12 protein-coding genes and 1 pseudogene are annotated in these 14,944 nt (G+C 42.9%); 4 read left to right on the top strand and 9 right to left on the bottom strand.

Annotation, left to right across the window (positions count from 1 at the left end):
- The 3 genes from BXY_RS03785 to wecB all read right to left on the bottom strand — a co-directional run.
- The coding region (locus BXY_RS03785; protein ID WP_208946755.1) for an AAA family ATPase at positions 1-232 on the bottom strand (232 nt) is incomplete at its 3' end.
- A gap of 6 nt (positions 233-238) precedes the next feature.
- Positions 239-2,815, bottom strand: coding sequence for a DUF5686 and carboxypeptidase-like regulatory domain-containing protein (locus BXY_RS03780; RefSeq protein ID WP_004311580.1), 2,577 nt, complete (start codon positions 2,813-2,815; stop codon positions 239-241).
- A gap of 366 nt (positions 2,816-3,181) precedes the next feature.
- On the bottom strand, positions 3,182-4,267 hold the full coding sequence (gene wecB, locus BXY_RS03775; RefSeq protein ID WP_004311581.1) for a non-hydrolyzing UDP-N-acetylglucosamine 2-epimerase: 1,086 nt from the start codon (positions 4,265-4,267) through the stop codon (positions 3,182-3,184).
- Positions 4,268-4,359: 92 nt separating this feature from the next.
- On the opposite strand from wecB, the pseudogene BXY_RS03770 reads away from it, so the two are divergent.
- Positions 4,360-4,984 (top strand): annotated as a pseudogene (locus BXY_RS03770) (trimeric intracellular cation channel family protein).
- Positions 4,985-5,182: 198 nt separating this feature from the next.
- Here BXY_RS03770 and BXY_RS03765 read toward each other — a convergent pair.
- The 3 genes from BXY_RS03765 to BXY_RS03755 all read right to left on the bottom strand — a co-directional run bounded on the left by BXY_RS03765 (position 5,183) and on the right by BXY_RS03755 (position 7,431).
- Positions 5,183-5,680 (bottom strand): DUF4251 domain-containing protein, encoded by a 498-nt coding sequence (locus tag BXY_RS03765; RefSeq protein ID WP_008022096.1) that lies wholly within the window; start codon positions 5,678-5,680, stop codon positions 5,183-5,185.
- Between the two features lie 182 nt (positions 5,681-5,862).
- Entirely contained in the window at positions 5,863-6,825 is a 963-nt protein-coding gene (locus BXY_RS03760) for a M48 family metallopeptidase (protein WP_008643886.1), read from the bottom strand.
- 45 nt (positions 6,826-6,870) lie between these two features.
- A complete protein-coding gene (locus BXY_RS03755; RefSeq protein WP_004311585.1) occupies positions 6,871-7,431 on the bottom strand; it encodes a LemA family protein in 561 nt (186 codons plus the stop codon).
- Between the two features lie 240 nt (positions 7,432-7,671).
- On the opposite strand from BXY_RS03755, the gene BXY_RS03750 reads away from it, so the two are divergent.
- The gene (locus tag BXY_RS03750; RefSeq protein ID WP_008022098.1) at positions 7,672-8,175 is read left to right on the top strand and encodes an RNA polymerase sigma factor; all 504 of its coding nucleotides are present in this window, start codon (positions 7,672-7,674) and stop codon (positions 8,173-8,175) included.
- A gap of 246 nt (positions 8,176-8,421) precedes the next feature.
- On the opposite strand, the gene mtgA is transcribed toward BXY_RS03750, so the two are convergent.
- From mtgA to BXY_RS03735, 3 genes are all read right to left on the bottom strand, one after another.
- Complete coding sequence (mtgA, locus tag BXY_RS03745; protein ID WP_004311587.1) at positions 8,422-9,165, bottom strand: monofunctional biosynthetic peptidoglycan transglycosylase; 744 nt, start codon at positions 9,163-9,165, stop codon at positions 8,422-8,424.
- On the bottom strand, positions 9,143-9,859 hold the full coding sequence (locus tag BXY_RS03740) for an OmpA family protein (RefSeq protein WP_004311588.1): 717 nt from the start codon (positions 9,857-9,859) through the stop codon (positions 9,143-9,145). Before BXY_RS03740 ends, mtgA begins: the two co-directional genes overlap by 23 nt.
- Before the next feature lie 162 nt (positions 9,860-10,021).
- Entirely contained in the window at positions 10,022-11,374 is a 1,353-nt protein-coding gene (locus BXY_RS03735; RefSeq protein ID WP_008643882.1) for an MATE family efflux transporter, read from the bottom strand.
- Between the two features lie 91 nt (positions 11,375-11,465).
- Between BXY_RS03735 and BXY_RS03730 the strand changes: the two genes are divergently transcribed.
- Positions 11,466-12,851 (top strand): GDSL-type esterase/lipase family protein, encoded by a 1,386-nt coding sequence (locus BXY_RS03730; protein WP_008643879.1) that lies wholly within the window; start codon positions 11,466-11,468, stop codon positions 12,849-12,851.
- A gap of 191 nt (positions 12,852-13,042) precedes the next feature.
- Positions 13,043-14,914, top strand: a complete 1,872-nt coding sequence (locus tag BXY_RS03725; protein ID WP_032851149.1) for a PAS domain-containing sensor histidine kinase — start codon at positions 13,043-13,045, stop codon at positions 14,912-14,914.
- Positions 14,915-14,944 lie beyond the last annotated feature (30 nt).

Here is a 14,944-nt window from a genome sequence, read left to right as displayed (position 1 = left end):
CCTTCACACCGGAAGTCACGGCACTTAACGTATAGAAAGGTGTTTCCAGTTTGTTGGCAATGATTTGCGCAAGGGTTGTTTTACCCACTCCGGGAGGTCCCCAGAGAATAAACGAAGAGATGCGTCCTGCGTCAATCATTTTCCGCAAGATAGCCCCCGGTCCAACTAAATGTTTCTGACCGATATAATCATCCAAAGTCTTTGGCCGTAACCGTTCTGCTAGTGGTTGCATAATTTTCTAGAATACCATTAATACCATGAAGCGGATACCGTTTTTGTTGATACCCGGATTATCACGATAAGTGAAACGATGTACATACTCAACGTGCAGCAACTTGAAAATGTTGTAGATACCTACACTTGCTTCGACATACGGCACTTTCGGGTCCATCACGAAACTGGTGAACTTACCGTCACGTGTCGGGAAACGGAACAAATCGGGATTGTTGCTCTTGAATGGATTGTTCTTGTCCGTCAATGTTCCCCACAAAGCACGTACACGGAACATTTCCCTCCATTTCAGGTTCTTGATAAGAGGAATACGGTTGAAGAGTTTTCCATTCATGTCGTAGGATAATGACATGGAAGCGTAACGGTCGTTCAGGAATTCCATGTTATTAATCAAGTTGAACGTTTCGCGCTGGGTGATGTAGGACAAGTTGGCTTCCGGCAGGATTAACAACGGGAAAGGAACTGTGTTCCATTCTGCACCTGCTTTCACGCTGCAATCAATCTTTCCCCAGGAAGCCGGGAGCCAGAAACGTTTCCACACACTTGCTTCCGTACGGTTAAAGTTGTAATCCCCACCCAATACTCCTTTGAAACCCATGGCATGAGTGAGCGTAAAGATAGGAGCGTCCAGCGACACAGGCACGCGGCGTTGCTTGGAGTTGACAAATGATTCGCCCGGCGCATAGCGCAGCGTCAGACTAGCTTCGGAAGTCGTGACATCGTGCACACGGGTTTGTGCAGCATCATTACGCAGATATTCCAGTTTGCCGGTAGGCTCGTCGTTACGGTGTCGCAACATGGCTTTCACTCCGAATCCGGTCAGCGTTTCGAGTTCATAATTAATGGTGGCGTCGCGCATATACGACATTTGGTCTACTGTCGTTGTCTTGACCGACAGGAAGATATTATCTTTATCCGTAAACAGGAATTTGTCCATCGGAGACATTACGTCATAACTGTACGTTGCCGAAAGATAATGTTTCGGGAACTCCCAAACCACATAATCGCGTTTGTTGAACGAATAAGTCACCGTTCCGCTATATTTCCAGCGTTCGTCTTTCAGACCGTACGCTCCGTATCCGCTCAAGAACCAGTGCTTGTCGAAATGAGCCGTAGTCATACCGCTCAACCGGAAACGGGTACCATCAATGTAATTGCTCGAAATCATGGTGTTGATAGGGCCGATGTCCACTTTGCTCGGATGCTCTTTGCTTCCTGTCTCTACAAAGTTCTCAATCAGTGCTTTCGCTCCGAAGATGATGTATTTGAATCCCGGAATCTGTTCGAGACGGTTGACGAATACGTCCATCGAACTTTCTTTCTTTGTCAATGGTACTTGACGGACACTCGCCCAGTACTCATCGCTTTTCGAGAGCATATCCGCTTCTTTTATTACGCTGCCTTTCAACCGGAACAGTCGTTGTTCAATAGGATCGAATTTATAGTTACTATATTTCGTGGTTCGTTCCACCTGCAATCCACCTGCTGTTTTGTTGGAATTCCAGGAAAGGTCTACGGTCATGTCATCATCCGCCAATACCCAGTTGCCGTTGGGCAGTTGCTCATACTGTTGCGTGATGTCCATGCGGTTGACAAAGTTGACTCCGGTTTTTTTAGGCAGGTTCATTGTACATTTCTGAACGGCGTATGTAGAATCATTCAATACATACAGATGGCCGGTGAATCCGAAGTCTTGCGAGTTTTGCGGAACAAAAGTGAGGTGGACACATTCGCGTTTGTTTACCATCAATGTATCCATCAGATAATATTTATAAAATGAGATGGCATTGTTACCGATCGGACTGACGAAACGCTGCTGAAGCAACCGGATATCATCATCGTAGATATTGATGTCGGCAAATACGTCTTTCAGTACGGTGCCGAGCATATCTCCCGTAGAGAAAAATTCTTCTATACCATTGGAGTTCTTTCCTTTGATAATCGTTTTCTTGTTTTCGGGATTTTTGCGGTAGATGGTTTGCGAGGACGTTTCCTGTACGGAAATAGGGAGAATCAACTTATTGGTTGTTTCCGACACTTCCACCTGATCTCTTAAGAATGAATATTTTTTGTAGATACCTTTTTCGAGCTTTTCCGGTGTGAGGTCGTTGATAGACATTTTCATCTTCTCGTACTTGTCGTACTGATAGTACTCGTTCACTTCGAGGACTTGTGCCTTTTTGTGTTCGATTACCTTCTTCATGAATTCCACTGCCGGATTGTTCTTGCGGGAATATTTCTCCTTTTGAGGTTTCACGACAACCTCGTTCAGGAGCACATTATCCGGAGCTAACTTAACGTTCACTGTCTGATTGTTGGAACCAACCCGAACCGTTTTACTGATATAACCTACAGCGGAGAACACCAGTGTTCCTCCGTTTCTGCGGGTGTCAAGACTGTATTCTCCGTCAATATTGGTGATGGTACCCATATCTCTCTTTTCTTGGTAGTAAACAGAGATATACATCAATGGCTCGTGGGTAATCGAATCAGTGACTACCCCTTTAATTTGCTGCGCAAAAGCATTGGAAGCTACCAATACGAGTAAGAACAGTATAAGTATTTTGTTATATCGTTGTATCATAACGTTCGTAGTAGGGCTGCAAAGTTAACAAATAACTCTAAGGATAACAGAATATATAACTTTTTTTACCCATCGTTTTTTGTTGTTTACAAGCATATATCGTCCGATAATTCAAGGAACATCCCGCTGTTAATCCTTTTGATAAGGGCGTTTCCGCATTTCGTTCTCCCGGTTTCGGTATTTGAAACCTTTGCTCCCGTTGTAGGGCACTTTTTGTTTCGACCCTTGAAACTTTTTGTTTCCCGGCATGAAACTGTTGGTTTCTCGGTGTGAAACACTTTGTTTCTCGGTGTGAAACTATTAGTTTCATTGCTTGAAACTAACAGTCCCATGCCGGGAAACGGAATGGAACATGCCGGGTAAATATTATTTGCTCGTAAGTATCTGTACAATACGCTCTGCGGTACGTCCGTCCCAACGTTCGGGAAGTTCGCCACGTTTCCATTCACCGTGCATCAGTGTATCCATGGTTTTGGCAAGCAGGGCAGGATCTTCTCCGACAAGTTCGTTGGTGCCCATGCGCCACGTTTCCGGATGTTCGGCATACGTGTTGAGTGTGATACAAGGAATACCCAGGAAGGTCGCTTCTTCGGCTACGTTTCCCGAATCTGTTATGATTCCTTTCGCCTTGTTTATCAGATAACCGAAGAATAGGTAGTTCTGCGGTGGCATGATATGGAGATTCGGAGCTTCGATGTCCAACTCTTTAATGGCATTACGTACGTAGGTATGTAGCGGTGCAACGATAGGCATACCGGCGGACTTGTCGATGATTGTTTTCATCAACTGACGCAGATTCTCCTTATTGCCGAGTAATACACGACGGTTGAGAGTAAATAGGAGATAATTTCCTTCTTGCAGTCCCAGGACGGAGAACCATATCGGTTTGAGCAAGCGGTTCCGGTTATAGCGGATGGCATCAATCAGAATGTTGCCTACATAATATACGTTTTCGCTTTCCGTTCCCGTCTGGTTTAGGTTGCGGTTGGCAACCATGCCGGCTGTGAACAGATAGTCGGATAGTCCGTCTGTAATCATGCGGTTGACTTCTTTCGGCATTTTCATATCGAAAGAACGGGTTCCGGCTACGAGATGCGCTACCTTGATGCCTTGTTTCTTGGCAACGATGGCACAACTCATGGTTGCGGTCAAGTCGTCTACCACAAGGACTACGTGTGCCGGATTTTCCGTCAGTTCTTGTTCAAAGGCTACCATGATTCCGGCTGTCAAACTCGTTGGATTACTGCTTTCCACTCCCAGATATACATCAGGAGCTTTCATGTCGAGATCCGAAAAGAGAGAAGCATCCAGACTCGTATCGTCTTTCCTTCCTGTATAAACCAGTCGGTAAGAGATACTTTTACCCAGCGCCCGTGCGGCTTCAATAGCGCGTGTAATGGGAGCTATCTTCATAAAATTGGGGCGTGCCCCCGCAACAATTGTTATTTTCATATTGTTTCTACCTAATTCGGTTTAATTCGTGAAGCAAAAGTACATTTTCTTACGGAATTTATTCGTTACTTTGCATACAAAATAACAAATATATGCCCACATTCGTTCAAATTCTTGATTTTTATAGGCACATTTGCCTTTGCTATTAGTGGTATCCGGCTAGCTTCGGCGAAACGTTTCGACTGGTTCGGCGCTTATGTGGTAGGACTTGCTACGGCTATCGGCGGCGGTACCATCCGTGATGTACTGCTCGACGTGACACCGGGATGGATGACTGACCCTATCTATCTGATTTGTACAGGACTGGCTTTGTTATGGGTCATCTGTTTCGGACGCTGGCTCATCCGGCTCAATAATACTTTCTTCATTTTCGATACCATCGGTCTGGCACTGTTTACCGTGGTAGGTGTAGGCAAGAGCATTGCTCTGGGGTATCCTTTTTGGGTGGCGATTATCATGGGTAGCATTACGGGAGCAGCCGGTGGGGTGATTCGTGACGTATTTATCAATGAAATACCTCTTATCTTCCGAAAGGAGATTTACGCAATGGCTTGCGTCGTAGGCGGTATTGCATATTGGATTTGCGATCTCGCAGGTATGGAGTCCTACGCTTGTCAGTTGATTGGCGGATCAGCCGTATTTCTGACTCGCATCTTAGCTGTGAAATATCACATTTGCCTGCCTATATTAAAAGGTGGGGAAGAGCCGGAAGAATAAAAAAGATATTGCCCGAGTGAATGTGTTCATATTGTTTCTATCGGATAGCTAAGAATTAATAGTTTATATTATAAAATTAGGCACGGATTACACGGTTGCTGTATGGTAATCATCATTCTAACAACCGTGTAATCCGTGCAATCCACGCCTAATAATACAAAATTATTCAGTCCGTTCTTCTTACTTGTTTTTTGTTTCTTACTTTTCTTCCTTTATATACAGCTCCCCCTGAAAACTAATGGACTGACGGTTTTGCATATTGACATCAATGCTTGCCGAACCATTGGGGAATACTTTGACTCTGTATTCATACCTGTCTTCGGGATTGCGTGCGATAAACTCGATGACGGCATTTCCTTTCTTATCCATTTCCATACTGTATTCTTTGAGCACAGCTTTAAAATTTAGCCCGTCGCCTCCGCCATAGGGGATGCTGTAAGCCCGTCCATAATAAGGCAGATAAGAAATGACCGAATCGTTTCTGATTTCCAGTGAGTAGGAAGATGTCAAAGGGATGGAGCGTCCGCGCATCGGCATGGCGGTGTTGACATCTATCTTGTAGTTTTCAGATTCAATCAGCTTCTTTACGGCTTCTTTCTTCTGTTCTTTCTTTTCCTTTTTACTTTGAGCCGAAAGGGTAGGGATGCCCACTAGCAAGGCTAGTAACAGCATAAAGATTTGTTTCTTCGTTCTCATATCAGTTGTATTTAGGTTGATGTATATATGTATAACAACCAAATATAAGAAAAAGACAGGGATAGTTCTGTTTCCTTTAATGAAAATTAAACAGAAATCCCTGTTATTTATAAGTTTAGACCAATTAAGGGCATAATCAACTTTTGAATAAAAACGCTTGGGAAGAAAATTAGAACAGGCTTTTAGAACTGTTCCAGTATTTCAATTCGTTTTTCAATGGGAGGATGAGTGGCAAACAATCCGTTGATTCCGCTGAATATGCTTTTCGATTTCTTTTTAGGATTCTGTATAAATAATTGCGCCACGTCTTTCCTCTCTACTGCCTCGATAGCAGGATCTGCTGATATTTTGCGGAGAGCGCTGGCCAGTGCCAACGGATTCTTTGTCATTTCTGCCGATCCCGCGTCTGCCATGTATTCGCGTTTGCGTGAAATGGCAAAACGCATCAGGCTTGAGAAAAGATAACCGATGGCGGCTATCACTAAAGCGAGTAGAATGAAAAGAAAAATGCCGCCACTACCTTTGCTGTTGCTGCGTACACGTATGTGTGTGATGGTATATAGGGTGATTTCTGTCAGCATGGAAAAGATACCGACAAAGACGATGGATATTATCAGCAAGCGCACGTCACGGTTGCGGATATGACTTAGCTCATGCGCAATCACTGCTTCCAGTTCTTCATCATTCAGTTTTTTGATGATACCTTCCGAGAGGGTAACAGTGTATGTACGTTCATTGATGCCGCTTGCAAATGCATTCAGAGAACTGTCATAGATGATATTGATTTTCGGCATCTTCATGCCTTGCGACATACATAGGTTTTCTACCAGGTTGTAAACGCGCTTATTCTCTATACGATCCAGCGGTTTGGAACCGGTGGCAGAATTGATAATGCTTGTGTTGGCCCAGTAGGCAATCAGAAACCAGATGATTACGATTCCCATGGTGTATGGCAACGAAGAGAGAAAGAAATGATTGACCATTGGCATTATTTCTATTTCCATACTCTTTCCGTATCCAAAAAGAACCAACAGGTAGCAGGATAAATAGAGGAGTGCTGCCACGAGACAGGGAAACAGGAACAGTAGAAACGCAGAGCGCAGATTATTCCGGCTCTGCTGTGTTTGGATTCCGACGTATTGCATGCGTGTTCAACTTTTGTAATTGAGTGGACGGTGTGAATAAAGAGTTTAGAAACTTATTTTAGGTGCCTGATCCAGATTCGCACGTTCATTCTTCCCCAGGTCGAACATGATTTCTCTTTGGAATCCGGTCATTCCTGCTACTATATTCGATGGGAATGTCTGTACGGCGTTATTATATTCTTTAGTTGCCGAGTTGAAGTAACGGCGGACAGCAGCCAGTTTATTCTCTACATCAGCAATTTCTTCCTGTAATTGCAGGAAATTTTGATTAGCTTTCAAATCGGGATAAGCCTCGAGAGTGATTTTCAATCCTGCAAGAGCAGAGCTTAACTGGTTTTCGGCAGCTATCTTATCATCAATCGTTTTTGCGCCCACTGCACCGTTACGTGCCTGAATCACCCGGTCGAGCGTTTCCTTTTCATGTGCGGCATATCCTTTCACGGTGTCTACCAGTTGGGGAATGAGATCATGGCGTTGTTTCAACTGTACATCGATGTCGGCGAACGCATTTTCACGATTGTTTCTCAATTTCACTAATGAGTTGTACATGGAAGCAAAGAAGATGCCCAGCAATACAATAATCCCTACAATAATAAGTATGGTCATAGCTTTTTGTTTTATTTAATAATATAAAATCAAAAGTAATCTATTTGGTTCTTTTAACCAAGTAGTAGGGGGTAAATTTCGCTAATACCACCTAAAAACTGTCAGAAAGCACCCAAAATCTGTCAATTGATAGAATTTCACCCTAAAAAATAACGGATCCTACCCTGCTTGATAAGCAAAATACCTTTAAACTTGCAAACATCGAGAAAAACGAAATATTAACCATAAAACCATTAAAGTATGAAAAGTTTAAGTTTCAGAAAAGATTTAATTGGAGTACAGGAAGAGTTGCTTCGTTTTGCTTATAAATTGACGGCCAACCGTGAAGAAGCAAATGACTTATTGCAGGAAACATCTTTAAAAGCATTAGATAATGAAGAAAAATATGTTCCGGACACAAATTTCAAAGGATGGATGTACACTATTATGCGTAACATCTTTATAAATAACTACCGTAAAGTAGTACGCGATCAAACTTTTGTTGACACAACCGATAATTATTATCACTTAAATCTGCCACAAGATTCAGGATTTGAAAGTACGGAAGGTGCTTACGACCTGAAAGAAATGCACCGCATCGTCAACGGACTCCCCCGGGAGTATAAGATTCCTTTCTCTATGCACGTATCTGGTTTTAAATACCGCGAAATCGCAGAGAAACTAGGATTACCATTAGGCACAGTGAAGAGCCGCATATTCTTCACACGTCAACGTTTACAACAGGAATTGAAAGATTTTGTATAAATGAGGATAACGCATACAAACAAGCTTATTAGCAGAAGGAGCAAAAAGATAGATTCTCATTGCTCCTTCCTTTTTTATAACCTATTTTATTTACGATTAGATGATTTACGATGTACGATTGAAGTTTGAATTGTGAATGAGGGAATACTCATGCAAAGATAAGTACTTATGATTCCAATAGTTATTTCAATCGTACATTGTAAATCGTCTAATCGTAAATTAAACTAGGTTATAAATTCTTTCTTGTTATTTGCTTTTCTTTTTTTTGCTTTTTTTCTTTTCAACGGCCTTCTCTTCCGGTGGGAATTTAGGAACCAGATTCATTAGCCGTAATATCTGACTTTGTCGTTTTAGTATGTATGACGAAGGTTTCGCCGAGTTAAATCGTATCGGGTTGGGGAGGGTGGCGGCGATGAGTGCACATTGTCCCCGGGTCAGTTTGTCGGCTGTTGTTCCGAACTTATTTTTTGCGGTTGCTTGTGCGCCGTAGATGCCATTTCCCATTTCTATAGAGTTGAGATAGACTTCCATGATTCGCTCTTTCGACCAGAAGAGTTCGATGAGAAACGTAAAGTAGACTTCGAGCCCTTTGCGTACCCACGACGATTGCGGCCATAAGAACACATTCTTGGCTGTCTGCTGACTGATGGTGCTTGCTCCCCGTTTCCGTTTGCGTGTTTCGTTTTCTTTCATCGCTTTCTTGATTTCTACGAGGTCGAACCCGTTGTGTTCGGCAAAACGGTTATCTTCGGAGGCTATGACCGCCATCGGCAGGTTGGGAGATATCTTATCAAAAGAAACCCACGTGTGCTTCCACGTGGGTTTATCTCCTGAAAAAACTTGCTGAACGCTTCGGATAACCATCAACGGAGTTACATAAACCGGCATGAAACGATAAATAATCACTGCCAGTAGCGTTGATGCAAAGAAGAAAATCAGCAGGTTGCGCGTATAGCGCAGTAATTTTTTAATGAGTAGCTGCTTGTGCATCTTTAATCATTTGCTCACTTGCGTACATGTATACTTCTACACGACGGTTTTGTTCGCGACCGGCAGCAGTGTCATTGCTTGCAACGGGATCGCTTTCACCCATTCCTTGTACACTCTTGATCTGATTGGTGGAAACACCGCAACTCAACAAGTAACTGGACACACTTTGCGCACGTTCTTGTGATAAGTTCAGGTTCTTTTGCTGGCTTTGTGCAGCAGTACTGTTCTTCCAGCCCTGGTTGTCGGTATATCCGTAGATAGACACGTCCATATCCCGGTTCTGGTTGAGCACATTGTTGGCAAACTTGCTTAAAGCAGATTTAGCAGCAGCACTTAGATTTGCATTACCGGTAGTGAAAAGAATACCCGAGTCGAATGTTACTTTCACGGCTTGCAATCCGTTGTTGTCTGTTATCTGTTCTACTTGTGCGCCTTCAATTTGTTTTGCTTCTGCTGCTGCTTTGTCCATCTTCTTACCGATAAGAGCACCTGTACCTGCACCTACTGCCGTACCAATAGCAGCACCGATAGCAGCACCTTTACCTTTACCGATAACACCTCCCAGGATCGCACCTAGTGCAGCGCCCGAACCACCACCGATAGCAGCACCTTTACCAGTGTTGTTCATACTTCCACAGCTACCAAATATCATGGCAATACTCATGAAGAGAACCATAAATTTCATCTTGTTCATAATGTTGATGTTTTTTAATTGGTTTATAAAAAATGTTTTTATACGAATCACTTCGCATTATTAATAACAATGCAAAGATACATATTATTTGGCAAGCGTGTACTTTTTAAGTTAAAATAACTCGGATGAGCCCCTTTGTTTGTTAATAAAGGGAAATGATAATTATCCTTTTATCGTTGAAGGAATACTCAAACACTTCTTTTTAATAATAATGAACCAACTCAAAAGAATTAACCCTTTGGCAACCGTGGTGATGCAGACTGCCCACCAGATTCCTTCCACTCCCATACCCATCCGTACAAACAGGATGGCAAGCGGAATACGCATATAGTTGCAACTGATGCTGATAATAGCAGGAGGGATGGTGCGTCCGATGCCGTAGAATACTCCCTGCATGGTGATTTCGAGCATCATAAAAAGCTGCGAATATCCGTCGATACGGAGGAATACACCTCCGGCTTCGTAGGCCGCCTGTTCGGGGACGAATATGGCAAAAACTTCATTCCCGAAGAACACGAATAGCAATGTACAGAATGTTCCGAAGATTCCCGTCATCCATAGAGTCGTATACCAGGCTCTAAGTACCCGTTCCACTCGTCCGGCGGCGTAGTTTTGGGCGATGAAGGCACTTAGTGCGGTGGAGAATCCCTGTGAGGTATTCCAGGTGATTGCTTCAATTTGCCCTCCGGTGGTGAAAGTCATTAGTCCGATGTGTCCTCCCTGTTCCGAGGCGGTGCGGCAAAGGAACATATTGACGAAAGCAAATAACGTATTCAAAGTAGCTACGGGTAATCCCAGTTTAAAGATTCTCCGTGTATATTTTTTCTTTAGCCGCGTGAAGAAAGGGAAACCGCCAAGCAGGGCATCCCGGCAACGCAACTGATAAACGAAAATCAGGAAAACACTTGCTTCCGCAATCCAGGTAGCGTATGCCGCACCATTGGTTCCCAGCCCGAAACCGAAAATGAAGAGCGGGTCCAGAATGATGTTCAGTATCAATCCTGTGCCGCTGATAAAGAACGGGACTTTACTGCGCCCTGCTGCATTATAAATTCCGGTGAAGGCGGCGGAGAGGAAGACAAAAGGTAATCCGGTAGAAACAATCCGCAGATATTGGATGGCATTGGCCGTAATATGATCCTCGAGTTCATAGATGCGTATGATAGGTTCTGCAAATATAAAAAGGAGTGTGCCCCAACAGATGGAAATAATCAAAGCAATCGTGATGTTATGAGACGCGAAACTGCGGGCATCTTCCTGGCTTTGCGCACCGATGGATTGTCCGACACTCACTTCAGATCCCACCTTATTTAATAAGGAGATAGAACCGGACATCCAGGTCAGGATTCCGACAGAACCGATGGCGGCTACGGCTTCACTTCCCAGTCGTCCTACCCACGCCATATCTGTGAGGCTATATGCCATTTGGATAAACGACGTTGCCATGATCGGCATTGCCAGATTAAACAGTTGACGATTGATAGGGCCTTGTGTCAGATTCTTTATTCCTTGCATATAATTTTTCTAATCAAAATGGGCTGCAAAGATACGCAAAATTACTATCTTCGCGCATCTAATTATTCATTAATCAAAGTACATAGATACTATGAAACAGAAATTTTCTACTATTTTTATCTTGCTGCTTCTCTTTTTTGCTGGTTCACGAGTGGTAGCGCAAAATGTTCCGAAACCTTTTGATATTGAACAACCTTCACTTCGCGTATTCCTTCCTGCGCCGGAACTGGCAACGGGGCGTGCTGTGGTTGCGTGTCCGGGAGGTGGATATTCACATTTGGCATTCGAACACGAAGGCTGTGATTGGGCTCCCTACTTTAATAAACAAGGTATTGCATTGATTGTGCTAAAATACCGGATGCCGAACGGTGATCGTACATTACCCATTTCGGATGCTGAAGCAGCAATGAAATTGGTGCGTGACAGTGCCAATGTCTGGAATTTGAACCCGAATGACATTGGTATCATGGGCTCTTCTGCCGGTGGACATCTGGCTTCTACCATTGCCACTCATGCTAAGCCCGAACTTCGTCCGAACTTTCAGATTCTTTTTTATCCTGTGATTACGATGGATAAATCTTATACCCATAGGGGCTCTCACGACAACCTTTTGGGAAAAGATGCTTCTGCTGAATTGGAACTTGAATATTCTAATGAAAAGCAAGTGACGAAAGATACACCGCGTGCTTTTATCGTATATAGTGATGATGATAAAGTCGTTCCGCCTGCTAACGGAGTTAATTATTATTTGGCGCTGAACAAGAACAATGTTCCTTCGGTACTTCATATTTACCCTTCCGGCGGACATGGATGGGGAATTCGCGAGGGTTTCCTCTATAAGAATGAAATGTTGGACGAACTGACGTCTTGGCTCCGTAGTTTCAAAGTTCCTCATAAAGATGCTATCCGTGTAGCTTGCATTGGAAATAGTATTACGTATGGAGCACGTATCAAGAATCGTGATCGTGACAGTTATCCGGCCGTGTTGAGCCGTATGTTGGGAGAGGCTTATTGGGTAAAGAATTTCGGAGTCAGTGCCCGCACTCTGCTGAACAAGGGCGATCATCCTTATATGAATGAAAAAGCTTATCAGGATGCGCTGGCTTTCAATCCTAATATCGTTGTTATCAAGTTGGGTACGAATGACAGTAAATCATTCAACTGGAAATATAAGGCCGACTTCACGAAAGATCTGCAAACAATGGTCGATGCTTTCAAAGCGCTGCCAGCTCAACCGAAGATTTATCTTTGTTATCCTTCTAAAGCCTATCAGACCGGTGATAATATCAACGATGATATCATCTCTAAACAAATCATTCCGATGATAAAGAAGGTTGCCAAGAAAAATAACTTGTCTGTCATCGATCTTCACGCAGCAATGGACGGAATGCCCCAATTGTTTCCGGATAAGATCCATCCGAATGAAGAAGGGGCTAAAGTGATGGCAAAAGCTGTTTATCAGTCCTTGAAAAAGTAAAATAAGGAACTTGACGATTGTAAAATTTCCGGTTGAAATAATCTCTTTTAGAGAAAGTTTCAACCGGAAATTTTTTAGTTTAATCACAAATAATCTTCTTATAATATGCTAAAAAAGTGTCTTTCTGAAAGTTAGATTTGTCGCTAATCTATATTTTGCGCCCGAAAAATAATAAAATGATAAATAGCGTTATGAATAGACTACAAGATTTTACCTTTTTCTCGCAGTTGATGGCTAACGCTAATATGGGATGGTGGAAAGCCAATTTATCAACTGCGAATTATGAATGTTCTGACTTTATAGTAGAGTTATTAGGTCTGGATCAGACCGGAGTTATCAGTTTTGAAGATTTCAATAAACGTATTCTGAAAGAGGAGCAACATTCTGCAACTTTTCATTCCTTTGGTGTGTATCAATGGCCGGAGGTGGTGTATTTGCTTGATACGGTGAAAGGATCTGTTTGGGTACGTAGCAAGGTATGCTTTCAAGAAACGGATGAAGGCGGAAACGAAATCATTTATGGTATATCCGAAGTGCAAGATGGTCCTGATATGGCATCTGCTTACCAAGCTTTGCAATACAGTGAGCGTCTCTTATCTAACATTTTCAAGTATTTGCCTATTGGTATCGAGTTATATGATATGGATGGGGTATTGGTGGATCTGAACGATAAGGAATTAGAAATGTTTCATATAGAGAAGAAAGAAGACGTATTGGGTATCAATATTTTTGATAATCCTATTTTTCCGAAAGAAATGAAAGAACGGCTGAAGAAAAATGAAGATGCCGACTTTACTTTCCGTTATGACTTCTCGAAGGTCGGATCGTATTATCAGAATACCCAAAAACAGGGTACGATTGATCTGATGACTAAAGTGACTACATTATATAATAGTGAGCATCAGCCAATAAACTATCTATTGATTAATGCGGATAAGACAGAAACAACGGTAGCCTATAATAAGATTCAGGAGTTTGAGGAGTTCTTTGAACTGGTCGGTGATTATGCCAAGGTCGGTTATGCCCACTTCAATATTTTGAGTGGACACGGCTATGCCCAAAAAAGCTGGTACAGAAATGTGGGTGAAGCGGATGAAACTCCGTTGTCCGACATCTTTGGCACATACCGGCATTTCCACCCCGATGACCGTGCCTTGTTGATTCGTTTTTTGGACGACGCACGAAAGGGACTTACCACCCAACTTAGCAAAGAGATGCGTGTCCTTAGGGAGGATGGCACATACACATGGACGCATGTCAATCTGTTAGTAAAGAAATATGCCCCGCAAGACCGGATTATCGAAATTATCAGCATCAATTATGATATCACAGAACTGAAAAGGACAGAAGAAATGCTTGTCAAGGCACGTGATAAAGCTGAAGCGTCCGATCGGTTAAAGTCTGCTTTCCTGGCTAATATGAGTCATGAAATCCGTACTCCTTTAAATGCTATTGTCGGCTTTTCAAGCCTGTTGACTAGTACGGAAAGTGCAGCGGAAAAGGAACTATATAATTCTCTGATTGGACATAACAACAAACTATTATTAAATCTGATTAATGATGTAATTGATCTTTCTAAAATAGAATCCGGTTATCTGGAATTGCGTCCGGACTGGGTTAACCTTACCGAGCTTCTTGACGAGAGTGTAGCGGAGTATGCTCATCAAGTACCATCCGGCGTTGAACTTCTGACCAACTATCCGGCACATGATTCTTTGGTAGAACTGGATAAATTGCGTATCAAACAGATCTTGAGTAATTTCCTTTCGAATGCCTTAAAGAACACTACCACCGGACATGTGGAAGTCTTCTATGAGGTAGACCACCAATCTGTCAGAATCGGTGTTAAAGATACCGGTCGGGGCATCCCGCAGAATATGCTTGAAAAGATATTCGAAAGGTTTGAGAAATTGGATTCCTTTGCTCAAGGGGCCGGTCTGGGCTTACCTATCTGCAAACTGATCGTCGAGAAGATGAACGGGCGGATATTAGTCGATTCCCAACTGGGGATAGGTACTACTTTTATAATCGAATTACCGTGTCGCTCTATGCTTGTAGAATAAGTATATGTGAAGAATATTAAAATAAAAATC

The sequence above is a fragment of the Bacteroides xylanisolvens XB1A genome, assembly GCF_000210075.1.
GTDB classification, from domain to species: domain Bacteria; phylum Bacteroidota; class Bacteroidia; order Bacteroidales; family Bacteroidaceae; genus Bacteroides; species Bacteroides xylanisolvens.
The sequence above is the reverse complement of the archived record's forward strand: the minus strand, read 5'-3'. Positions and strand labels throughout refer to the sequence as shown.

Excerpts from the sequence above, each read along its gene's own strand:
- BXY_RS03765 (WP_008022096.1), bottom strand. The coding sequence starts at position 5,680 with ATGAGAACGAAGAAACAAATCTTTATGCTGTTACTAGCCTTGCTAGTG.
- mtgA (WP_004311587.1), bottom strand. The coding sequence starts at position 9,165 with ATGCACAAGCAGCTACTCATTAAAAAATTACTGCGCTATACGCGCAAC.
- BXY_RS03730 (WP_008643879.1), top strand. The coding sequence starts at position 11,466 with ATGAAACAGAAATTTTCTACTATTTTTATCTTGCTGCTTCTCTTTTTT.
- BXY_RS03755 (WP_004311585.1), bottom strand. The coding sequence starts at position 7,431 with ATGACCATACTTATTATTGTAGGGATTATTGTATTGCTGGGCATCTTC.
- BXY_RS03750 (WP_008022098.1), top strand. The coding sequence starts at position 7,672 with ATGAAAAGTTTAAGTTTCAGAAAAGATTTAATTGGAGTACAGGAAGAG.
- BXY_RS03725 (WP_032851149.1), top strand. The coding sequence starts at position 13,043 with ATGAATAGACTACAAGATTTTACCTTTTTCTCGCAGTTGATGGCTAAC.
- wecB (WP_004311581.1), bottom strand. The coding sequence starts at position 4,267 with ATGAAAATAACAATTGTTGCGGGGGCACGCCCCAATTTTATGAAGATA.
- BXY_RS03760 (WP_008643886.1), bottom strand. The coding sequence starts at position 6,825 with ATGCAATACGTCGGAATCCAAACACAGCAGAGCCGGAATAATCTGCGC.
- BXY_RS03780 (WP_004311580.1), bottom strand. The coding sequence starts at position 2,815 with ATGATACAACGATATAACAAAATACTTATACTGTTCTTACTCGTATTG.
- BXY_RS03740 (WP_004311588.1), bottom strand. The coding sequence starts at position 9,859 with ATGAACAAGATGAAATTTATGGTTCTCTTCATGAGTATTGCCATGATA.
- BXY_RS03735 (WP_008643882.1), bottom strand. The coding sequence starts at position 11,374 with ATGCAAGGAATAAAGAATCTGACACAAGGCCCTATCAATCGTCAACTG.